This is a genomic window from Buchnera aphidicola (Anoecia corni), from assembly GCF_964056675.1.
Classification (GTDB): Bacteria; Pseudomonadota; Gammaproteobacteria; order Enterobacterales; family Enterobacteriaceae; genus Buchnera_E; species Buchnera_E aphidicola_B.
In genome coordinates, this window is record NZ_OZ060371.1 from 276,785 (window position 1) to 300,709 (window position 23,925).

Genomic DNA, 23,925 nt, shown 5'->3' on the forward strand with positions numbered 1-23,925 from the left:
CTAGTTTTTTGAATAATTGAAGATCATTTTCTTTATCTGGATTTTTTGTTGTTAATAGTTTACAACCATAAAATACAGAATTAGCTCCTGCTATAAAACACATTGCTTGGGTTTGTTCGTTCATATTTTTTCTTCCAGCAGATAATCTAATATAGGAAGAAGGGAATATAATTCTCGTAACTGCGATTACTCGAATTAGCTCAAACGGATCTATAGGTTGATAATTTTCCATAGGAGTTCCTTTTGTTCTTACTAGCATATTTATTGGTATGCTTTCTGGTGGACTAGGAAGATTTAATAATTCCATAAGTAGTTCTATTCTATCTTGAACAGTTTCTCCTAGTCCTATTATTCCTCCTGAACAGATTTTTATTCCATTTTTTCTTACATTTTCTAATGTTCTTAATCTATCTTCATATTTTCTAGTAGTAATTATATTTTTATAAAATTTAGGAGAAGTATCTAAATTATGATTATAAAAGTCTAATCCAGCACGAGCTAATCTTTTAGCTTGTAGATTTGTTAAACTTCCTAATGTCATGCATGTTTCCATGCCCATATTTTTAATTTTTTTTATTATTTTTTCTAAATATGGAATATGTTGTTCAGATGGAGATTTCCAAGCTGCTCCTAAGCAAAATCGGTCTGAACCTGATAGTTTTGCTTTTTTAGCTTCTAAAAGAACTTTTTTTAATTCTAATAATTTTTCTTTTTTTATATTTGTTTTATAATGTGCGCTTTGTGGACAATATTTACAATCTTCAGGGCAAGATCCTGTTTTGATTGATAGTAAAGTGCTTATTTGTAAAGTATTAGGAGGAAAGTTTTTTCTATGTATAGTTTGAGATAAAAATAACAGTTCTAAAAGAGGTAATTTAAATAACTGTTGAATTTTTTTTAAAGTCCAAATTTTTTTCATAATTTTCTCATAAATTTCATAGTATTTATAAATACATATATGACAAATCTTAATTTTAATTTTTGTAGATTTAAATTAAAATAAATAAATAGGGTTTATATTCTAATATAAAAAAACATATAGAATTATTATCGTTTAACAACTAATTAAGCGCTATATGTTTGGTAAAGGTATTAAAAATTATTCAGGGTATTTTAATAAATTTAAAATAATATATAAAATTTTATGGTTTTTTATATATAGACGTATTTAATTGCATTTAAATTTACTAAATAAGAAAAACAAACATAGACTACTATTTTAGTAATACAGAATTGTGTTATATAGTAATTTTTTAAAAAAATAATTTATTTATTTTGATAAAGTTTTCATTTTTTTAAATAAAACATTTATTTTTTAAATAATTATGCAATTAGTTGTAAAAGATTGAAAAATTTTTCTCAATTAAAAGAATATGTATTCTATGTAATTTAGGAAAAATATAATAGAAAATTTTTTTTATTTGAAACAAATGTTATTGGTTTTTTTTATCAAGAATAAAATATAGATGTTAATTATATATTTTTATTTTAGTACATTTTAATATTTATTAATGTAATTAAACATATTTGTTATAGATTGCTATATTATTATTTTTTTAAATAATCAAAGTTTAATTTATAAATTTATAGTGGTAATAATTTAAATAGATATAAATATGAATTTATTTTATTTCAATATTAAAAATAGTATTTACTTGTTTTTTACTTTCAAATATATATATAAAAAATAATTTTTAGTTAATTTTTAACGTTAAAAGAATAGAAAAAATATTTTCGATTAACATTTAATGAATATTAAAAAACAAGTTTTATATACAAGATATATTTGATCTAAAATTCATATATGTATCTTGCTTTAATTATTTAAAATAATTAGAAATGAGATTTTATTTATGTAATAGATCAATTAATTTAATAAGTTAAGAAATTTATATTTTATTCTATACTGTTATTTTTTTTATAATATAAAATAGATAAAAAATATTACTGTTGTTAATACATAAATTATATTGAAATTTTTTAATAAAAAAAAATTAGATTATAGAAATATCAAATGTATTTAAGTAACATATTGTAAAATAGAAACCAATTGATTCTAAAATTTTATAATATGGTTGTTACGAATCTTACGGATCATATATTTAGTTAATTCTGTATTTAAAGTTTTAATAAAATTTTTTTTTATTTTTAAAATAGCATATATATTACAGTTGTTTTTATTAAAAACATGTGTAATGATTTCAAATATTAAATGTATAAAAAAAATTTATATGAAATTTAATAAAATTTAACAAATCAAGTATATAAGTTTAAGTTAATGTTGATTTAATTCATAATGACCCATACAGGATTTTCTCCAGCATAACTCCTTATTATAGGAAAAAGTTCACCATTATCTTTAGAAATTTTGTATATTGTAATAAAATTTGATTTTTCTCCTACAACAGATAGCAAATTTTTTTCTTTATCAATAAAAAATGTACGAGGTTGTTTTTCTACAAAATAACGTTTTTTAAAAAAAATTTTAAAATTATTTTGATTAATTTCAAATAATGTTATTATACTATTATTTCTTTCTGACGCGTATAAATATTTTCCGCATGGTGATATGTGAATATCGGCAGCCCAATAACATATAGAATTGTTATATTCTTTGGGAAGTAAATTTATTTTTTGTACATTATTTATACCAAATTTATTATTTGTTATTTTCCATACATTTATTGTGCCATTTAATTCATTAATAGAAAAAATAAAACTTTTATTTGGATGAAACGCAAGATGGCGTGGTCCAGATTTTTTTTCAACTAAAAATTGTAATCTTTCAAAATGTTTTTTATTGTTTATAGAGTTAAAAATATAAATAGAATCTGATTTCAATGCAGTTGCAATTATACTGTTCTTTAAGTGATAAAATTTAGAACAGTGGCAACCATTAACATTTTTAAACGTATTTAAAATAGTTATAGGAATTCCGTTTTCATTTAATTTTACAATGATTAATAATGATCCATGATATGAACTACATACTAATAAATTATTTTCTTTATTTATATCAATATAATTTAAAGGTACTGGTAATGCGAAAGTAGATATTTCCTCTATTTTTCCATTATTTAAAATTTTATAAGTTGTTATATTGTAATTAGGTCTTATTCCAACATATATTAATTTGTATTTTTTACTTAAAGATATAGGTTGTGCTTGACCTTTAGTATACATTTCTTGAACTACTGTTATATTTTTTTTAAAAAATTTTAAAATTTTAATTGAGTTATCTCCAGGACTAGAGATATATATATATTTATCCATTAATTTTCTCTCGTTTTAATAATACAAGTCATATATAATTTTTTTAAATTAAAGTAAATAAGAAAGCATGCATAAAAAACATGTTTTTAATACGAATTTTATTTATATAGAAATTATATGTACTTTTAACATAAAAATATATGTCAATTTTATAGAATTTAAAATATTGGTGTTTTATTTAATAATTTTTATTTTTACATATATTTATATATAAATTATTTAAAAAATATATATTTTTTTTTTATTATTATTTACAGAGTAAAATTATATATTTAAATAGGTTAGATGTTTTTAAAATCATGGTTTTTAAAAAATAATAGATATTAGAAAACATAAAATTTGTATATAAAAATACTTTATAAAAGATATTCTTATATTTGTTACTGCTTTAAAAGCTAAGTAATTTATAGTTATGAATAAATTAAAAAAATATAGTTTTGTTAAAATAGATAATTAAATAAATTTAAAATTATAGTAGTTTAATGTTTTTTATTAAATATTGATAAACTATTATTAGTGGATTACAGTATATTGTAAAACAATAGTATTTGATTTAAGCTGATATTAGCAATATGTAATCTATTTTTAGTATAGATAAATGTTATAGAATAGGAAGATAATGAAAGAAAAAATTATTATTTTAGATACAACTCTTCGTGATGGAGAACAATCTTTAAAGTCAAGTATGAGTATAGAAGAAAAATTAAAAATAGCTTTATCTTTAGAAGACTTAGGAGTAGATTTTATAGAAGCAGGATTTCCAGTGTCTTCTCCAGGAGATTTTAAAGCAGTTCAAACAATTTCTAATATTATAAAAAATAGTAGAATATGTAGCTTAGCTAGATGTATCGATAAAGATATTGATGTAGCAGCAGAAGCGATGAATAAATCAAAACAATTTAGAATTCATGTATTCCTAGGAACGTCTAACTTGCATATAACTTCTAAATTGCAAAAAACTTTTAATGAAATTATAGAAATGGCTGTTAAAGGAATAAAAAGAGCTAAACGGTACACAGATGATGTTGAATTTTCATGTGAAGATGCTGGACGTACTTCTATTCAAAATCTTTGTAGAATTATAGAAGCTGTTATAGATGCTGGTGCTACAACAATTAATATTCCTGATACAGTTGGATTCACTATTCCTAGTGAATATAAAAAAATTATTTCACAAGTTTGCAATCAGGTTCATAATATAGGTAAAGCAATTATTTCTGTTCATTGTCATGATGATTTAGGAATGGCTACTGGTAATTCTATTTCTGCATTAGAAGCAGGAGCTAGACAAATAGAAGGAACAATTAATGGAATAGGAGAAAGAGCAGGGAATACTGCATTAGAAGAAGTTATTTTGGCAATTAAAATCAAAGAAAAATTATTAAATTTGTATACTAGTATTAAAATTTCAAACATTTATGATACGAGTAAAATTGTCAGTTCGACATGTGATATTTTAATACCTGAAAATAAAGCAATTGTTGGAAATAATGCTTTTTCTCATTCTTCAGGTATACATCAGGATGGAATATTAAAAAATCGAAAAAATTATGAAATAATTTTTCCTGAAGATATTGGTTTTAAAGCTAAACAGTTACATTTAACATCACGTTCTGGTAGAGCTGCAATAAAATTTTATATGGATAACATGGGTTATAAAGAAGCAGATTATAATCTAAATGTATTATATAAAAAATTTTTGAAGTTATCTGACAAAATTGGACAAGTATTTGATTATCATTTAGAGATATTATCTTTTTTAGATGATAAATATAAGTTAACCTCATTTTTTTTAAAATCGTTAAAAGTAGAACTTTATTCTAGTAATAGTTACATGGTTTTTATAGAATTATTATACGGAAAAAATATATTAAAAGGACAATCATTATCAAAAAGTAATAATTTAGTAAATTCTATAACAGAAGTTATTATTAACATAACTAATGTGCCAATTATTTTAAATAATTATAAATTTGTAGTTCAAATGCAGAATAAAAAAGAAATTGGAATGATAAGTATGTCAGTTTTATATAAAAAAAGAATATTTTATTCAAAAACTTCTTCTATAAGTTTTTCAAAAGCAATTGTCAAATCATTAGTAATAATATTAAATGATATTGAAAAATACAATAGAGCAATGTTATTAGCTAAAAGTTAACAAATAAATATATGTTAGTTAAACAAAAAAAAAATAGTTTTTGATTTTATAAATAATTGAATTAAAAAAAAATTAATTTATTGATTATAAGAATAAAATTTAAATTTTTTATAAATTAATATAGGTTTTTTATTTAAATATTTTAATCTTTCTATATTAGATTAAAAAATATAAGTAAATTAATTTTTTACAAACAAAAATTAGTTTTATAAATGTTTTGCTTATTTTTTTTAAGGATAATTCAACTATATAATAGTATGTACTTATTATATTAAAGAAAATTACTTTTTTTTAAATTTATTGTAGTAATTTTTAATTATATAGCATAACAGGTTTAACTAACAAATCTATATTTTTATTTTACGAAATAACAGAATGTATTTATATATTTTATAAGGATAGAATATCTATCTATATATACTGTAGAAAAGTATAATAATGTGAAATTATATATATTTTAAATATGTAAATTACTAATAAAATTAGTATATTAGACATATAATATTGATATTTGTTTGTTTATATATATATACAATATATTGTAAAAAATATCTAATACTTTAAAAAATTAAAAAAAAATAAGAGTTGTTTTATGAAAAAAGAGATTAAATTAACAATATTACCTGGTGATGGGATAGGACCTGAGGTAATGGAGCAAGGTTACAAAATTTTAAAAGTGTTAAAAAAAAAATTTAAATTAAATATTTCGCATTGTGAATGTGATATTGGTGGAATAGCAATTGATAAGTATGGAGTATCTTTACCTAAATGTACAATAGATTCTTGTTCTGAATCTGATGCAGTCTTATTGGGATCGATAGGAGGTCCAAAATGGGATAATCTTCCCAGTCATTTACGTCCAGAAAAAAGTGCTCTTCTTGCGTTAAGAAAACATTTTAATTTATTTTCGAATATTAGACCAGCAAAAATATATCCTGAATTGCATTGTTTATCTCCTCTTCGTTATGATATCAGTAAAATAGGGTTTGATATATTATATGTAAGGGAGTTAACAGGTGGAATATATTTTGGAAAACCACGAGGAAATAGTGGTTGTGGATTAATGGAACATTCTTTTGATACAGAGATATATTACAAATTTGAAATAGAAAGAATTGCAAAAATAGCTTTTCAGTTAGCTAGATTAAGAAAAAAAAGAGTTACTTCTGTAGATAAAGCTAATGTACTAAACAGCTCTATATTATGGAGAAAAACTGTTCATAGTATATCAAAAAGTTATCCTGATATTTCATTAAATCATTTATACGTAGACAACGCTGCTATGCAAATTATAAAAAATCCATCCCAGTTCGATGTGATATTATCGTCTAATTTATTTGGTGATATATTATCAGATGAATGTGCTGCTATTATTGGATCAATAGGAATGCTGCCTTCAGCTAGTTTTAATGAAAAAGAATTTGGAATTTATGAACCTTCAGGAGGATCTGCTCCTGATATTGCTGGAAAAAATATTGCTAATCCTATAGCGCAAATTTTATGTATATCTATGTTTTTACATTATACAATGAAATTACCTAAATTATCTTATTTACTAGAAAAGTCGGTTCGTGAAGCTTTGAGAATTGGGTATAGGACAAAAGATATTAGTGATAGTAAAAAATACATTAGCACTGATGAATTTGGTAGTCAAGTAGCTAAATTATTATCTTTAAGGGCGTAAAATTATGGGAAAAACGATATACGAAAAGATATATAATTCACATATTATATTTCAAGATGAAAATACTATACCTATTATATACATTGATTTACATTTATTACATGAAGTAACATCTCCTCAGGCTTTTCTTTCTTTAATAGATAAAAATCGTAATGTTAGGTGTCCAGAAAAAAATTTTGCTACAATGGATCATAATGTTCCAACACATAGTAACAATATAAATTCATCAGGAAAAATGGCAAAAATACAAATGCAAACATTGATGAAAAATTGTAAAAAATACAATATTTCTTTATATGATTTACATCATCCTGACCAAGGAATAGTCCATATTATTGGACCAGAAAAAGGATTAACATTACCTGGTTCTACTATTGTTTGCGGAGATTCTCATACTTCTACTCATGGTGCTTTTGGAGCTTTATCATTTGGAATAGGAACTTCAGAAGTAGAACATGTTTTAGCTACCCAGACATTATCACAAAATCGTTTAAAAAATATGAAAATTCAAGTTATTGGACGTGTAAAAGATAATGTTTCTGCTAAAGATATTGCATTATATATAGTAAGAAAAATAGGTACTTCTGGAGGAACAGGACATGTAGTTGAATTTTGTGGAGAAACTATTAGTAATTTGACTATGGAAGGAAGAATGACTATTTGTAATATGGCAATTGAGATGGGTGCAAAATCTGCTATAATTGCTCCAGATAATGTTACTTATAAATATTTAAAAAATCGTACTTTCGTTCCAAAAGGTGATGACTTTGAAAAAGCGATTGAGTTTTGGAAAACTTTAAAATCTGATATGCATGCAAAGTTTGACAAAGTTTATACACTAGATGTTAATAATTTATCTCCTCAAATTACTTGGGGTACAAATCCATCTCAGGTAATTAATATAGAAGAAAAAATTCCATTTATTAGTAATTATAAGAATATAATAGATCAAAATAGTGCAAGAAGATCTTTGGAATATATGAACTTAAAAGAAAACGTATCTTTATTATCAGTAAAAGTAGATAAAGTATTTATAGGATCTTGTACTAATGGAAGGATTGAAGATTTACGTGAGGCAGCAGATGTTATTAAAAACAAAAAAATATCTAATTATGTACATGCTATAGTTGTTCCAGGTTCTAAATCTGTTAAAATTAAAGCAGAAAAAGAAGGATTAGATAAAATTTTTAAGTCAGCAGGGTTTGAATGGAGATTACCAGGATGTTCTATGTGTTTAGGTATGAATAAAGATGTTTTAAATGATGGAGAGAGATGTGCTTCTACAAGTAATAGAAATTTTGAAGGACGCCAAGGAAGAGGAGGAAGAACTCATTTAGTTAGTCCTAAAATGGCAGCAGCTGCAGCTATTTATGGAAAATTTGTAGATATAAGTAAGTAATTTACAAATTATTAATTTAAAAGGTTAAACATATTGATGAAAAAAATAATTAGACATACTGGTTTAGTAGTTCCTTTAAATGTTTCGAATATAGATACTGATATTATTATTCCAAAACAGTTTTTAAAAAGTAATGTCAAAACTGGATTTGGAAAAAATCTTTTTTATAACTGGAGATATTTAAATGGATTGAAAGATAAAAAAAATTCTAAATTCATATTGAATCAAGAGATTTATGCAAAAGCTAATATTCTTTTAACTAGAGAAAATTTCGGATGTGGTTCATCAAGAGAACATGCAGTATGGGCTTTAGTAGATTATGGTTTTAAAGCTATAATAGCGCCAAGTTTTTCGGATATATTTTATAATAATTCTATAAATAATAGATTATTATTAATTAATTTTTCTGAAGAAATAATAAATGAATTATTTAATTTGTTTAAAAAAAATGAGAGTATATCTTGTACAATTAGTTTATTAGATTGTAAGCTTACGATAAGAAAAAAAGATTATTTCTTTAAAATAAATTCTTTTTATAGGTTTTGTTTATTAAATGGATTAGATAATATTGATTATACTATGAGACACGAAAAAGAAATTAAAAGTTATGAACAATCTATACCATCTTTTTTAAGATATAAGAAAAACGCATTAAATTAATTTAATAATGATTATTAGTAATATCTATTTTTTTAAAGTAAAAAAAAATTAATATATATTATGTATACGATATAGATTCTAAAAATGAGTCTGATAGATTTAGTATCTACCAACGTTTGTTTATTTTAAGTAACTATCATAGCAATTTTTAGAGCAAAAGATAAAATCCACTCTAATCTAGCGTTTTCATTGCAAAGTTTATAGTGAATTTGGATACATGTTTCTGAAGAAAAGTTCCATGATAAAATTGGATTATTTGATAAATTTTGTAATAACACGTGATTTGATATAGGCGTTTTTTTATCAAAACATAGTTTTCCTACATTTTTATTAAGTATTGCTTTTTTTATTCCTATTTTTTTAAAAATTGTTCTTAAATAAGAAATTTTTATTAAATTATTAACTTCTATTGGAATAGTTCCAAATTTTAATTTGAGTTCTTGTTTTATAGTTTTCAATTCTAATTTGTTTTTAGCACTAAAAATTTTTTTGTAAAAAAATAGTCTTGTATTTACATTAGAAATGTATTGTGAAGGAATTAATGAAATAATATATAGTTCTATTTCTGGTTGAAAAGATAACATTTTTTTTAAAGACGTAGAACAGCCTGATTTTAAATTTTTAATAGCTTGCTTTAATAATTTCATGTATAAAGAAAAACCGAGCGAATTGATATGTCCACTTTGTTCATTACCTAAAAGATTTCCAATTCCTCTAATTTCCAAGTCATGAGAAGATAATATAAAACCAGCTCCAAGATCTTCAAACTTAGAAATAGCTTCTAATCTTTTTTGAGCATTTAAAGTTGTTTTTTTTAAGTTTTGAACTAATAACCAAGCATATGCTTGATGATGAGATCGTCCAATTCTACCCCTCAGTTGGTGTAACTGAGATAATCCAAATTGATCTGCACGTTCGACAATAATAGTATTAACATTTGGGATATCAATACCTGTTTCAATTAATGTAGTACATACTAATATATTAAAATTTTTTAAATAAAATTTTTTTATTATTTCTTTTAAATAAGAAGATTTCATACCTCCATGAGCTACAGCTATTTTTGATTCTGGAATTAATTTTTTGAGTAGATTAGCTTTTTTTTGAATCGTCATTATATTATTATGTATAAAATATACTTGTCCTTTTCTTTCTATTTCTTTTTTTATAGCTTTTTTTATAATACTTTCATCATAATTTTCAACAATAGTTTTTATAGAACGTCTTTTTTCTGGTGGAGTAGCTATTATGGATAGATCTCGTATTCCATTAATTGTCATATTCAAAGTTCTGGGTATAGGAGTTGCTGTTAATGTTAAAATATCGATATTAATATAGTTTTCCTTTATTTTTTCTTTATCTAACACTCCAAATCTATGTTCTTCATCAATAATTAATAATCCTAAATTTTTCCATTTTATAGAACTGAATAACATTTTATGAGTTCCTATTAAAATATGAATTATTCCTTTAGATATTTGTTTTATGTTAGATTTAATTAGTTTATCAGAAGAAAATCTAGATAGGATTCCTATGTTGACATTCCAACTTTTAAATCTTTGAGAAAAGCTATTAAAATGTTGTTGAGCTAACAAAGTAGTAGGAACTAATATTGCAACTTGTTTGGCATTACATACAGCTATAAATGCAGCTCGCATGGCTACTTCTGTTTTTCCAAAACCTACATCACCGCAAACTAGCCTATCCATTGGAGTAGATTTATGCATATCTTTTAATACAGTATTAATTACTTTTTCTTGGTCTGGAGTAGTTTTGAATGGGAAGTTTTTTACGAATTTTTTGTATTTTGCATACTGTATTGAAAAAGAAAAACCTTTTTTAGACATTCTTAAAGAATATGTATCTAATAATTTTGCTGCATAATCGCGAATTTTTTTAAATACTTTGTGTTTTTCTTTTTTCCAATTAGAACTTCCTAACCTATCTAGAGGAATATTAGGATTAGTATATGATCGATATTGACTAATTAGATGTAGATATGATATTGGTACGTATAGTTTTGCTTTATTAGCATATACTATAATTAAATATTCAGTAGTAATACCGTTTGGAGTCGTTAAAGTAGTTAACCCTTTATATAATCCGATGCCGTGTTCTATATGAACTACTAGTTGGTTTACTTTTAACTCTAGACAATGTTGAATTTGTATATTCACTGTTTTTGTTTCTTTAAAATTTATTGTTTATAAGATATAGTTATATATAAATGGTAAACATATATATATATTACATATATATATATTTATATTTAAAATTAAATCGTGAGATTTAATAAAATTCTATTTTAGTATTCGTAATTAATAATTTTAATCTTAAAAAATAGTTTATTTTACTTTGCGAAAAATACCTATTATTGATTTTAAAAAAAACTTTTTTTTATATTTAAATGTAATTTAATGTAATAAATAAGATTTATATTTAGTTGTTTTTAATAAAATTAAACGAATAAATAAATATTAATAATAAAATACTAATATATAATTCTATTTAAATTAGTAGTAATTATTATTATTGTTTTTTTTAAAATACATACAAAATTAATTTTTTTTATAAACTTTAAAAATACTGATTTATTATTTATATATATGCAGTAATAATATAAAGTTATAGTAAAATAATTTTTTAAAAGATAATTTGTTTAAATAGTGTGATAAATATTTTTATATACTAGATTATATTAAAAAATAATTAATTTTTTAGGATAAATTGTAATCATTTTTTTTTTGAATAGCATAATTAAAATTAAAAATAATAATTTTGTCTATTACTTAATACATATATATATAGAATATACTGTTATATAAGTTTTATTATATAGTGTTTTATTAAGTAGATAAAATAGTGAAATACTTATATTAATGCATTGATGTTTATATGAATGTGTTATGTACCTAGTACATATATATTTCTATAGTTTTGGATAAAAATGTTTTACTATGTTACTTTTAATAAAATCAGAATAAATTTTGATTATTATATTGTTAATTTGGAAGAAAGGTAATTCAAAAAATTTTGATATATTTTAAAAATTTTTTTAACTCTTATAAAAAAACACTTTTAAATTTTATTTTTTTATAGATATATATAAATAATAATTTAATAGTTATTTCTACATATATATATTTTATATGATAAGTATTATTTATTTCAAATAAATTATAATGTTTTTTATAAAAAATATGTAGGTTATTAATGACTAATTAGTTTATAGTAAAAATTATTAAACAAAACACAATCATTATCAAATTTTATTTAACCATAAGTATGTATTTTTTTAAATATAAATATAAATTTTAAATCTGTTTAATGGGTTTTTATCTTTTTTTAAGATATAAATATGAGTAAAAATTTATATGAAATACGATTTTAATTGTAGAACAAAATTAATATGTTTTATTTTTAATTGCTGTCTATATAGGTAATAAAGTATAATTAATATTTTACATAGTTAAAGCTATTCTAAACAAATATTCATACTATTTTTATAATTTAATATATTAAGTTAACTAAATATAAGGTTTTTAATCTAAATATTATATTAATTAAAGTAATAATATTTTATTTTAAAAACAATAGCATTGTTCATTATATTAGTTTCAATATTTTTTAATTTCAATAAATTATTATATATATATATAAATAAAATGGTAAATTAGAATGAAAATAAGAGTAGGTATTAACGGGTTTGGACGTATTGGTAGATTAGTTTTCAGAATGGCACAAAATAATTCAAATATCGATATTGTAGCTATAAATGATTTAGTTAGTGCTGAATACATGGCTTACATGTTAAAGTATGATTCTACACATGGTTTATTTTTTAATAGTATAGAAGTAAAAGAAGATTGTTTAATTGTAAATAATAGAAAAATATTTACATCTGCTAAGAAAAGTCCAAAAGATATTTTATGGAGTAAATATTCTGTAGATGTAGTTATAGAATCAACTGGAATTTTTTTAACAACTGAAAGTGCATTAAGCCATATATCTTCAGGAGCAAAAAAAGTAGTTATTACTGGACCATCTAAAGATGATACTCCTATGTTTGTCCGAGGAGTTAATTTTAATACTTACAAAGGTGAATTAGTTGTGTCAAACGCTTCTTGTACTACTAATTGCTTAGCTCCTTTAGCTAAAGTAATACATGATGAATTTAATATTTTAGAAGGATTAATGACTACAGTTCATTCGGTAACAGCTACGCAAAAAACAGTAGATGGAGCTTCTAGTAAAGATTGGAGAGGAGGAAGAGGAGCTATTCAGAACATTATACCTTCTTCTACTGGAGCAGCTAAAGCAGTAGGAAAAATATTACCAGAATTAAATGGAAAATTAACAGGAATAGCTTTTAGGGTTCCAACACCTAACGTATCTGTAGTAGATTTAACTTTTCGTCATAAAAAATCAGCAAGTTATCAAGATATTTGTGAATTAATAAAATATGTTTCTAGTAGTTCTATGAAAGATATTTTAGGATACACTACAGATCCTGTAGTTTCTTCAGATTTTAATGGAAGTAAGTTAATTTCTATTGTAGATATTACGGCTGGATTGTCTTTAAATAATCATTTTTCTAAGTTAATATCTTGGTATGACAATGAAACCGGGTATTCTACTAAAGTGCTTGATCTTGTAGAACTAATTTGTTCTTAAATATTTTTTGTTTATTTTTTAAAATAATTTTTATTAAGAAATTTTAATTATAAGCAAATTATTCTAATATACTGAGTAGTTGTCTTATTGATGTAGAAATAAGATAATTGAACTTTGTTCATTTAATAAAGCACATATTTTTTCTTCATGTGACGAAGAATTATCGTCACATGTTATAGAAAAAATAACAAAATTGTATATAATAAATCACTATTAAATTAAGTGAACATACATTTATATTTTTATTCAAATAATATATTTGTATGTATTTCAATTTTATTTATGTTATAAACATATAATGTATTTTTGATTTTTATATTAATGTTTATTATAAATATAATTAGATCTATTAATATAATTAAAATTATTATTACGCTTCTTTTATTCAGATAAATTTATTTCTTTTTTTATAGAATTCACCCACATATAAACTCTGTCTTCTGTTAATTCAATTTGTCTATCTTCGTCAATAGTTAATCCAAGAAAATATTTATCATTTAATAGTGCAGTGGATGACTTAAAAGAATATCCTTCATTTTTCCATTTTCCAACACATTTTGCTCCTTTTTTGACAATTAAGTCATATATAATTCTCATTCCATTACAGAAATATTCTGAATAATCTTCTTGATCTCCACATCCAAAAAAAGCTACTGTTTTATTTTTAAAATTTATAGTTTTTAAAGTTGGAAGAAAATCTTCCCAGTCACATTGTAATTCACCGTAATACCATGTAGGTATACCAAACATAAGAATGTTATACTTTTCTATATCTTTTTTTTTTATTTCAATAATATTAAACATACTGGAAATTGCATCTCCTAATAGTTCATGTATTAAAAAAGCTACTTTTTCTGTGTTTCCAGTATCAGTACCAAAAAAAATTCCTACTTTCTTCATATTTAAGGTCCAAGAATTATATTAAGTTAAATTGTTTAAAAAAAGGATAACTTTTATTGAATAGTTAATAACATGATATACTATAAATGTAAAAGTACATATTAAATATAGGTTATTATATCTTAACACATATGAATATTTTATATAAAAATAAAATTTTGTTCTTGTACAGTAATTAGTTTTTTATTTTAATAAACGCATATATTATTTTTTATAAAGTTGTAAAAATATGAATATTAATCTTATGTGGTTTAGAAGTGATTTAAGATTGACAGATAATGAAGCTTTATATACTGCTTGCAAAAACAAAAAAGACAAAGTATTAGGACTTTTTACATCTCTTCCAAAACAATGGAAAAAGAATAATATGTCTTATAAAAAATCGCAGTTTATATATGAACATATATTTAATCTATCTAAAGAGATGTTTAAAATTGGAATAATTTTTTACTATTATGAAGTTAATAGTAATTCAGTTTTAAAAAAATTAATAGTAAAATTTTGTTTAAAACACAAAATAAATTCTGTTTTTTATAATTACCAATATGAACATATTGAAAAAGAATGTGATGTTGATATAAAAAAAAAATTAAATATTAACAATATTAGTATGAATGGATTTCATGGGAATTTATTACTTAGTCCTAAAAAAATGTTAACTAAAGTTAATAGTGCGTATAAAGTTTTTCATTTGTTTAAAAAAAAAATGATTAGTAAATTAAAAGTTGTTAACTTCGTTATTTTCCCGAAACCTTCTAGAAGAAAATTAAACATAGTTTATAAGTGTAGGATTTATTCTTTTAAATTTCCAAGAGAAAATTTTGACAAAAACATTTTTCCAGTAGGGGAAAAAAATGCTTTACTTAAATTAAATAAATTTTGTTTACAAAAGATTAAAAAATATTTTTTATATAGAGATTATCCTGCGTTTAAATCAAATAGTTTTTTATCTCCATATTTAAGTATTGGGGTTTTATCTCCTAAACAATGCTTTTTAAAATCTATAGAAAAAGAATGTAATTTTTTAGAAAATAAATTTGTTTTAAAATGGATAAACGAATTAATTTGGAGAGATTTTTTTAAACATTTGTTAAATGGATATCCTATCTTAAGCAAAAATCAATCTTTGCGAAAATGGGAAGGGAAACTTGTTTGGAAAAATAACATGTATTTTTTTAAAATGTGGAAAAAAGGTAAAACAGGATATCCTATAGTAGATGCAGGTATGAAACAGTTAAATGAATTAGGTTGGATAAATAATAGATTAAGAATGGTGACTGCTAATTTCTTAGTAAAAAATTTACTAGTCGATTGGAGGTTAGGTGAAAAATATTTTATGTCTAAATTAATTGATGGAGATTTTTCATCTAATAATGGTGGATGGCAATGGATATCATCAATAGGATGTGATAACGCCCCATATGTTCGAACGTTTAATCCTATAAGTCAATGTCAAAGGTTTGATTATTTATGCAATTATATTAAAAGTTTTTTAAAAGAGTTACTTCATATTCCTATACGTTGTATCCATAATCCTGGATTGTGTAAGTGTATACAAAAGAAATTTGTACGTTATCCAACATTTATTGTTATGTATAATATTGAGTATAAAAAATTTTTACACTTTATTCAGTTAGCAAAAAATATGAGTAATTAATAGTATGAATAATATTGAATTAGAATCAGTAGTAAATGCTAAATTAAAAGTTCATTTATTTAAAGATTATACTTTTAATGGATTACAAGTTGAAGGAAAAAAAAAAGTTAATTCTGTTATTTCCGGAGTGTCTGTTTGTCAAGAATTATTGGAATATTCTGTAAAAAAGAAAGCTGATGCAATCATAGTACATCATGGCTGTTTTTGGAACAACGATTTGCATATTATTAGAGGAATACAGAGGAAAAGATTAAAGAAGATCTTAAGTAATGACATTAATTTATATGCGTGGCATTTACCTTTAGATATTCATAAAACATTAGGAAATAATTTTCATATTGGAAGAAAGTTAAAGATCAATTATAAGGATAATATAACAAAATATGTTTCATGGGGTAATGTTGATCAAAAAATAACAGGAATAGAATTATTTAATAAGATAAAAAAAACGTTTTTTAGAACACCTTTTTATTTTGGGGAAACAGGATCTAAATACATAAGTAAAATAGCTTGGTGTAGTGGAAAAGGTCAATCTTTTATTAAACAATCCGGGGAGTTTGGTGTAGATGCTTTTATTACTGGAGAAGTGTCGGAAGAAACTATTCACTATGCTAGAGAATATAAACTTCATTTTTTTTCTATTGGTCATTATGCTTCTGAAAGAAACGGTATAAAATATTTAGGTAAATGGTTACAAAGAAAATATAATTTGCATGTTGAGTTTTTAGATATCTATAATCCAATTTAAAATAATGTTTTATTTTTTATAAAAAAATGAGCTAAAGAAAATAAATCATTTTGAATAATTTTTTTAAAAGTTAAAATATTAATCTTAAAGTTAAGGATATTATCATATGATTTTGTTTAAAAAAACATCTTGGATAAATTCTATTAATCAAGAGTTTTTAGAAAATTTGTATAATGAATTTATAAATAAAAAAAAAAGTAATATTTTAGATTTTTCTTTTAAATCCGAATTCAATGAATTAAAAAATAATTTATATAATAAAAAAAAAATATTTAAAAAAAATTATATAAAAGATCAAAAAAATAAATTAAAAAAATTAGAATTTTCTAATATTAAAGAAAAAGAATCAACTTTAAAAAAAATACTGTTTTGTATTTTAGATTTTTTTTTTCAAAAACATGGACATAAGTTTGCGTCTATTAATCCTTTAGTTTTGAATATAGAAAAAGAAGATTTAGTAAAATATTATATTACAAGTTTTAAAAAATATTTAAAATACAATTATCCGACGTTACAAGAAAAATTTATAAGATTAATTTCAGAAAATAATATAAGACATAAATTAAAAATTTATGAAAATTTATACTGTAAATCTATTGGATTTGAGTTTCTACATATTGACAATAATAATAAAATAAATTGGATTAAGAATTACATTTCACATATATCTATTTATTCACAAATAACAGATAAAGCGAAAAAATCTATATTAAGAGATTTAATTAAATGTGAAATTTTTGAAAAGTTTTTACAGAACAAATTTCCAGGAGCTAAACGATTTTCGTTAGAAGGAGCAGATGTTTTAATTCCAATGCTATCTTCAGTTATAAAATCTGCAAAAGATCAAAAAATATCAAAAATTGTATTTGGAATGGCTCATAGAGGAAGATTAAATGTTTTAGTGAATATATTAAAAAAACCAATAATAAATATATTTTCTGAATTTTTTGATTCTAATAAAACAAGTAAGAATATTTCTGGAGATGTTAAATACCATTTAGGACATAAATTAATTAAAAAAGTTAAAGAAAATTATGATCTTGAGTTAATTTTACAGTGTAATCCATCTCATTTAGAAGTTGTTAATTCTGTTGTATTAGGTGTTGTAAGAGCTAATTTAGACAAAAATAAAAAAAAAAATAGTACAAAAAACATACTACCTATATTGATTCATGGTGATGCAGCAATATGTGGTCAGGGAATTGTTCAAGAAATACTAAATATGTCTAAGACTACAGGATATAACGTTAATGGATCTATTCACATTGTCATAAACAATCAAATTGGTTTTACTACATCAAATCATATGGATCTTAGATCTAGTAAATATTGTACTGATATTGCTAAAATGACTCAATGTCCTATCTTTCATGTAAATGCAGATGACCCAGAAGCAGTTATATATGTAATGCAATTAGCATTACAATTTCGTAATATATTTAATTCAGATGTATTTATCGATTTAGTTTGTTATAGAAGAAATGGACATAATGAAGCAGACGATCCTTATGTAACTCAACCTGTTTTATATACAAAGATTAAAAATCATCCAACAGTGTGTTCTATTTTTTCTAGTAAGTTAATTAACAAACAAGTAGTAACTAAAGAAGAAGCAGATAATGAAGTAGAAGAATATCGTAATAAAATAGAAAGTGAATATTTTGCGTATATACAAGAAAATAAAATAAATAAAAAAGACGTTTTTTTAGAAGTAAAAAAAAGTAGTAAGAGTATTTTTGAAAAAAAAGTTATAGATGCTGATTATTTAAAAAAAATAGCAAATAGTGCCTATTCATTTCCTGATAAATTCAATACACATTTTTTAGTTAATAAAATTTACTCAAATAGATTAAAAATGGTAAAAGAAGAATTAAAGTTTGATTGGGGATCTGCAGAAGTTTTAGCGTACGCAACTTTAATAAAATCTGGGATTTCTTGTAGAATATCAGGACAAGATGTATCTCGTGGAACATTTTTTCATCGTCATTTAAAAATACATGATCAAAAAAATGGTTCTAGTTTTACACCTCTAATGCAGATGAATAGTTCTAGTTCTTTTTTCGATGTTATTGATTCAGTATTATCTGAAGAAGCAGTTCTTGGGTTTGAATATGGTTATTCTATTTCTTCTCCAAAAACTTTGACGATTTGGGAAGCTCAATTTGGAGATTTTGCTAATGGAGCTCAAGTAGTAATTGATCAGTTTATTGTTTCAGGAGAACAAAAATGGAATATAAAGTCCAATTTAGTTTTGTTTTTACCTCATGGATATGAAGGTCAAGGACCGGAACATTCTTCTTCTAGAATTGAAAGATTTTTACAGCTGTGTGCCCAGGATAATATACGTGTATGTATTCCATCTTCAGCTTCACAAATATATCATTTAATACGTGAGCAAGCTTTTTTAACGAAAAAAAAGCCATTAATTATTATCACACCAAAATCATTATTAAGACGTCAAGAAACATATTCTTCTTTTAATGAAATATGCTATCAAGATTTTAAAAAAATAGTTTATTCTAAATCACTTTTATCGAGTGAAGAACTAAAAAGAGTAATATTTTGTACTGGAAAAATTTTTTATGATCTTTTACAAAAGATAAAAGAGAAAAATATAGTTAATATATGTGTTATTAACATAGAACAGTTATATCCATTTCCCAAAAAAGATATTCGACAAATCTTAAACATATGTCATCATATTCATGATTTTGTATGGTGTCAAGAAGAACCCTTAAATCAAGGTGCTTGGTTTTTTTTTCAAGAAAAAATAAAATCTTTATTACCTATAAATTCAAATTTTTTTTGTATTTCGAGAAGAAAATCAGCTTCGCCAGCAGTAGGTAGTTTTTCTTGTCATAAAATAGAACAAGAAAATATTTTACAAAAAGCAATAAATATTAATTAACTAATTCATATTAGGAAAAATAATGAATGAAGTAGATATATTAGCTCCAGAATTTCCAGAATCTGTATCTAATGCTCAAATTATTAGTTGGCATAAAAATATTAGAGAATATGTTAAACGAGACGATGTATTATTAGATATCGAAACAGACAAAGTAATATTAGAAGTACCTGCTTTAACAGATGGTATTTTGACATCTATAATAATGAAACCGGGAGAAGTTGTTTATTCAAAACAGATATTAGGAAAAATTACCTTACAAAAAGAAGAGAAATTAAAAAAAATTGTTAAAGAAAAAAATGAATCTGTAAAAAAGGAAAAAGAATTAGAAGCTTCTCCTTCAGTGAGAAAATTAATAAAGCAACATGGAATAGATCATACATTAATTATTGCTACTGGAAAAAAAGGACGGTTAAATCGAGATGATGTATTAAATATTATTAAAAAAGATAAAGTTGAAAACAGTATAAACTGTATAAGAGGAGAAGAAGAAAATATAAAAAATAAACAAAGTTACGAAAAAAGAAGAGCTGAAAGAATAAAAATGAGTCCTTTAAAAATGAAAATGTCAGAAAGATTGTTATTTTCACAAAGGAATATGGTGACTTCAACAACATTTAATGAAGTTAACATGAAAAACATATTAAATTTAAGGGAAAAATATAAATACGAGTTTGAAGAAAAACATAAAACAAAATTAGGACTAACATCTTTTTTTATTAAAGCAGTAGCAGAATCCTTAAAGTCGTTTCCAGTGATTAATTCTTCAATAGATCAAGATAGTATTATATATTATAAATATGTTGATATAAGTGTAGCTGTTGCGACAAAACGAGGTTTGATTACTCCTGTGTTGAAAAATGTAGAAGAAATGAGTATAGTTGATATAGAAAAAAAAATAAAAAACTTTATTTTAAAGGGGAATACTGGAAAGTTATCTATAAATGACTTAACTGGAGGGAATTTTACTATTAGTAATGGAGGTGTTTTTGGTTCTTTAATGTCTATTCCTATAATAAATCCACCTCAAACAGCTATTTTAGGAATGCATAATGTCATAAAACGAGCAATGGTAGTAGAAAATAGTATTATAATTCTTCCTATGATGTATATTTCGTTATCCTATGATCATAGAATAATAGATGGAAAAACCTCTATTCAATTTTTATCAAGATTGAAAGAAATATTAGAAGATTTTTCTAGAATTTTATTACATGTATAAAGATGTTATAAAATGAATTAATTAAAATATGTTGGAACTTTATATTGTTAACCAACATATTTATATTTAATGAATAAACGTTATTAAAAAATAATTAATTTAATTTAAATAAGTTAAAATATTAAATTTATTTTTAAAGTAAATAGAAGTTTTTAAAAGAATGAAATGTTTAGAATATATATATTTATGTATTTAATTGTTTTAAATGAGGCAAAATAGCTTAAATTAAATAACATATTAATGATTGTTAATAGTTTTCAATGAAAATAATTTTAGTATAAAATTATATGTAGTTTTTGTAAATATTATGACATATGAGTTCATTATTGATATTTAACAATAATAAATAAATTAATTATAAATATATTGTAGTGATATTTTTTTGTTAAAAAATTACAATTTTTATTGTAATTAAAGATTGTTGTATATATTTATATATTATTTATAATTTAAAATGGTTTTAATTTATTTAATATGCATTTTTTTAAAGGAGTATATATGTCAGTAAATAAAGTTATTTTAATTAGGCATGGACAAAGTAAATGGAATTTATTAAACAAGTTTACAGGATGGAATGATGTTGAATTATCTGAGTTAGGTAAAAAAGAAGCAGTAAAAGCTGCAAACTTATTAAAAATAAATAAAATTGATTTTAATTATTCATTTACTTCAATGTTAACAAGATCTATTCATACTTTATGGATTATTTTAAAAACATTGAATAAAAATTGGGTTACTGTAAATAAAGATTGGCGGTTAAACGAAAGGCATTATGGTGCCTTGCAAGGATTGAACAAAGATGAAACGATAAAAAAATATGGAAAAAAGAAAGTACATGAATGGAGAAGAAGCTATAAAATATCACCGCCTAAAATAAAAAATGCTAGTTGTTTGTTTTCTGGATATGATGAGCGTTATGAAAATATAGGATTAAACAATTTTCCTAAAGGGGAAAGTTTAGAGTTAACTGAGAAAAGAGTAGTTAAATTTTGGAAAGAAACATTGTTACCAAAAATGAAATTACAAAAAAAAATAATTATAGTAGCTCATGGTAACTCTTTAAGAGCGTTAATAAAATATTTAGGAAAAATTGATGATGCATTAATTAGTAGATTAGATATTCCAACTGGATCTCCTATTATTTATGAATTTAACAAAAACAATGTTCCAGTAAGATACTATTTTTTATAAAAAATTAAATATAAATTTAAACATAAAAATAAAGTAAAAAAATTAAAATAAATAAATTTTTAATTTGTTGTTATGTAAACTAATACATGCATTAGAGTATAGTATTACTTTGTTAAATAAATTAATTAAATTTAATTAGTAAAAATGATTAAAACTAAAATGTTAAAATTAAAATAAATTTGTGAAACATTTTATTTAAATTTTAAAATTGTTTTTGTTATAAAAAATATAGATTTATTTCGTATTGATTAAAATTAGCAAAATAGTTTATAGAACTATTAAAAATAAGTTGTTTTATATATCATTAAGAATAAGTTATAGATTTGAAAATATGTTAATAAATTTGTGTTTAATGTTATATGTAAAGGGTTATAAAGTTTATGAAAAAAAAAATAGGTATTTTAACAAGTGGTGGTGATGCACCAGGGATGAATGCTGCTATTCGAAGTATTGTAAGAACAGGTATAATGGAGGGATTAGAATTATTTGGGATATATGATGGTTATTTAGGTTTATGTAAAAATAGAATAGTTAAATTAAACAGTGATAGTGTATCAAATATGATTAATAGAGGAGGTACATTTTTAGGATCTGCTAGATTTCCAGAATTTAATTTAATAAAAAATAGATTGATTGCAATAAATAATATAAAAAAAAAAGGAATCGATTATTTAGTTATTATAGGAGGAGATGGATCTTATGTAGGAGCAAAAAAACTTACAGAATTAGGAATTCCATGCTTAACTATACCAGGAACCATTGATAATGATGTTGTAGGAACTGATTATGCAATTGGATATTTAACTGCATTAGAAACAGTGGTAGAAGCAATTGATAGGTTACGCGATACTTCTTCATCGCATCAGAGAATATCTATAGTAGAAGTAATGGGACGTAACTGCGGGGATTTAACTTTAGCTGCATCTATTGCGGGAGGTTGTGAGTTTATTGCATTACCAGAAATTAAATATGTTAAAGAAGATTTACTTAATTATATAAAAAATAGATTATCTAAAGGAAAAAAGCATGCAATTATAGCTATAACAGAACATATTTGTAATGTAGAAAATTTAGCTAGATATATAGAAAAAAATACTAAAAGAGAAACAAGAGCTACTATTTTAGGACATATTCAAAGAGGAGGTAAGCCTATAGCTTATGATAGAATTTTAGCATCTAGAATGGGTTCTTACGCTATAGATTTAATAATAAAAGGTAATGTTGGAAAATGTATTGGGATCAAAAATGGAAAAATGGTAAATAATGATATTAGTTACGCTTTAAAAAATATGAAACGGTCTTTTAAAAGTGATTGGTTTGATTTAGCTAAAAAATTGGTTTAGAAAACAGTTAATTATTTAAATAAGTTTTTTATAAAAAAACTATATAGTTTTTTTGAAAAGAAATTTGCATTCTCAAATAAGTAAATTTATTTATTGTTTTATTCTAAT

Annotated in this window: 14 protein-coding genes and 1 pseudogene; 11 read left to right on the top strand and 4 right to left on the bottom strand. The window is 22.8% G+C overall.

Annotated elements, in window-relative coordinates; genetic code table 11:
• Position 1 precedes the first annotated feature (1 nt).
• Both bioB and AB4W63_RS01170 read right to left on the bottom strand, forming a co-directional pair.
• Positions 2 to 919: pseudogene (gene bioB / locus AB4W63_RS01165) on the bottom strand (biotin synthase BioB); the annotation flags it as partial.
• Positions 920 to 2,286: 1,367 nt separating this feature from the next.
• Complete coding sequence (locus AB4W63_RS01170; protein ID WP_367680780.1) at positions 2,287 to 3,273, bottom strand: beta-propeller fold lactonase family protein; 987 nt, start codon at positions 3,271 to 3,273, stop codon at positions 2,287 to 2,289.
• 619 nt (positions 3,274 to 3,892) lie between these two features.
• On the opposite strand from AB4W63_RS01170, the gene leuA reads away from it, so the two are divergent.
• The 4 genes from leuA to leuD all read left to right on the top strand — a co-directional run bounded on the left by leuA (position 3,893) and on the right by leuD (position 9,174).
• Positions 3,893 to 5,431, top strand: a complete 1,539-nt coding sequence (leuA, locus tag AB4W63_RS01175) for a 2-isopropylmalate synthase (RefSeq protein ID WP_367680781.1) — start codon at positions 3,893 to 3,895, stop codon at positions 5,429 to 5,431.
• Between the two features lie 592 nt (positions 5,432 to 6,023).
• Positions 6,024 to 7,115, top strand: coding sequence for a 3-isopropylmalate dehydrogenase (gene leuB / locus AB4W63_RS01180; RefSeq protein WP_367680782.1), 1,092 nt, complete (start codon positions 6,024 to 6,026; stop codon positions 7,113 to 7,115).
• A 4-nt stretch (positions 7,116 to 7,119) separates the two neighbouring features.
• Positions 7,120 to 8,514: a 3-isopropylmalate dehydratase large subunit gene (leuC, locus tag AB4W63_RS01185; RefSeq protein ID WP_367680783.1), complete on the top strand. Its 1,395-nt coding sequence runs from the start codon at positions 7,120 to 7,122 to the stop codon at positions 8,512 to 8,514.
• 36 nt (positions 8,515 to 8,550) lie between these two features.
• Positions 8,551 to 9,174 carry a 3-isopropylmalate dehydratase small subunit gene (gene leuD, locus AB4W63_RS01190; RefSeq protein WP_367680784.1) on the top strand — a complete coding sequence of 208 codons (624 nt, stop codon included), beginning with the start codon at positions 8,551 to 8,553 and terminating at the stop codon, positions 9,172 to 9,174.
• A gap of 125 nt (positions 9,175 to 9,299) precedes the next feature.
• On the opposite strand, the gene mfd is transcribed toward leuD, so the two are convergent.
• Positions 9,300 to 11,351: a transcription-repair coupling factor gene (gene mfd, locus AB4W63_RS01195; protein WP_367680785.1), complete on the bottom strand. Its 2,052-nt coding sequence runs from the start codon at positions 11,349 to 11,351 to the stop codon at positions 9,300 to 9,302.
• A gap of 1,501 nt (positions 11,352 to 12,852) precedes the next feature.
• On the opposite strand from mfd, the gene gap reads away from it, so the two are divergent.
• Positions 12,853 to 13,848 (top strand): type I glyceraldehyde-3-phosphate dehydrogenase, encoded by a 996-nt coding sequence (gene gap, locus AB4W63_RS01200; RefSeq protein WP_367680786.1) that lies wholly within the window; start codon positions 12,853 to 12,855, stop codon positions 13,846 to 13,848.
• Between the two features lie 381 nt (positions 13,849 to 14,229).
• Here gap and fldA read toward each other — a convergent pair whose 3' ends face one another.
• Positions 14,230 to 14,748, bottom strand: a complete 519-nt coding sequence (gene fldA, locus AB4W63_RS01205; protein ID WP_367680787.1) for a flavodoxin FldA — start codon at positions 14,746 to 14,748, stop codon at positions 14,230 to 14,232.
• A gap of 229 nt (positions 14,749 to 14,977) precedes the next feature.
• On the opposite strand from fldA, the gene phrB reads away from it, so the two are divergent.
• From phrB to pfkA, 6 genes are all read left to right on the top strand, one after another.
• Positions 14,978 to 16,405, top strand: coding sequence for a deoxyribodipyrimidine photo-lyase (phrB, locus tag AB4W63_RS01210; protein ID WP_367680788.1), 1,428 nt, complete (start codon positions 14,978 to 14,980; stop codon positions 16,403 to 16,405).
• A gap of 4 nt (positions 16,406 to 16,409) precedes the next feature.
• Positions 16,410 to 17,153 (top strand): Nif3-like dinuclear metal center hexameric protein, encoded by a 744-nt coding sequence (locus tag AB4W63_RS01215; RefSeq protein WP_367680789.1) that lies wholly within the window; start codon positions 16,410 to 16,412, stop codon positions 17,151 to 17,153.
• Between the two features lie 106 nt (positions 17,154 to 17,259).
• The gene (locus tag AB4W63_RS01220) at positions 17,260 to 20,061 is read left to right on the top strand and encodes a 2-oxoglutarate dehydrogenase E1 component (protein ID WP_367680790.1); all 2,802 of its coding nucleotides are present in this window, start codon (positions 17,260 to 17,262) and stop codon (positions 20,059 to 20,061) included.
• A gap of 22 nt (positions 20,062 to 20,083) precedes the next feature.
• Positions 20,084 to 21,283, top strand: a complete 1,200-nt coding sequence (gene sucB / locus AB4W63_RS01225) for a dihydrolipoyllysine-residue succinyltransferase (protein WP_367680791.1) — start codon at positions 20,084 to 20,086, stop codon at positions 21,281 to 21,283.
• Positions 21,284 to 21,781: 498 nt separating this feature from the next.
• Positions 21,782 to 22,474 carry a 2,3-diphosphoglycerate-dependent phosphoglycerate mutase gene (gene gpmA / locus AB4W63_RS01230; RefSeq protein ID WP_367680792.1) on the top strand — a complete coding sequence of 231 codons (693 nt, stop codon included), beginning with the start codon at positions 21,782 to 21,784 and terminating at the stop codon, positions 22,472 to 22,474.
• Between the two features lie 380 nt (positions 22,475 to 22,854).
• A complete protein-coding gene (gene pfkA / locus AB4W63_RS01235; RefSeq protein ID WP_367680793.1) occupies positions 22,855 to 23,817 on the top strand; it encodes a 6-phosphofructokinase in 963 nt (320 codons plus the stop codon).
• Positions 23,818 to 23,925: the final 108 nt, after the last annotated feature.

What these genes read in the sequence shown, in the direction of transcription:
- AB4W63_RS01170 (WP_367680780.1), bottom strand. Translation starts at nt 3,273, where the DNA reads ATGGATAAATATATATATATCTCTAGTCCTGGAGATAACTCAATTAAA.
- leuA (WP_367680781.1), top strand. Translation starts at nt 3,893, where the DNA reads ATGAAAGAAAAAATTATTATTTTAGATACAACTCTTCGTGATGGAGAA.
- leuB (WP_367680782.1), top strand. Translation starts at nt 6,024, where the DNA reads ATGAAAAAAGAGATTAAATTAACAATATTACCTGGTGATGGGATAGGA.
- leuC (WP_367680783.1), top strand. Translation starts at nt 7,120, where the DNA reads ATGGGAAAAACGATATACGAAAAGATATATAATTCACATATTATATTT.
- leuD (WP_367680784.1), top strand. Translation starts at nt 8,551, where the DNA reads ATGAAAAAAATAATTAGACATACTGGTTTAGTAGTTCCTTTAAATGTT.
- gap (WP_367680786.1), top strand. Translation starts at nt 12,853, where the DNA reads ATGAAAATAAGAGTAGGTATTAACGGGTTTGGACGTATTGGTAGATTA.
- fldA (WP_367680787.1), bottom strand. Translation starts at nt 14,748, where the DNA reads ATGAAGAAAGTAGGAATTTTTTTTGGTACTGATACTGGAAACACAGAA.
- phrB (WP_367680788.1), top strand. Translation starts at nt 14,978, where the DNA reads ATGAATATTAATCTTATGTGGTTTAGAAGTGATTTAAGATTGACAGAT.
- AB4W63_RS01215 (WP_367680789.1), top strand. Translation starts at nt 16,410, where the DNA reads ATGAATAATATTGAATTAGAATCAGTAGTAAATGCTAAATTAAAAGTT.
- AB4W63_RS01220 (WP_367680790.1), top strand. Translation starts at nt 17,260, where the DNA reads ATGATTTTGTTTAAAAAAACATCTTGGATAAATTCTATTAATCAAGAG.
- sucB (WP_367680791.1), top strand. Translation starts at nt 20,084, where the DNA reads ATGAATGAAGTAGATATATTAGCTCCAGAATTTCCAGAATCTGTATCT.
- gpmA (WP_367680792.1), top strand. Translation starts at nt 21,782, where the DNA reads ATGTCAGTAAATAAAGTTATTTTAATTAGGCATGGACAAAGTAAATGG.
- pfkA (WP_367680793.1), top strand. Translation starts at nt 22,855, where the DNA reads ATGAAAAAAAAAATAGGTATTTTAACAAGTGGTGGTGATGCACCAGGG.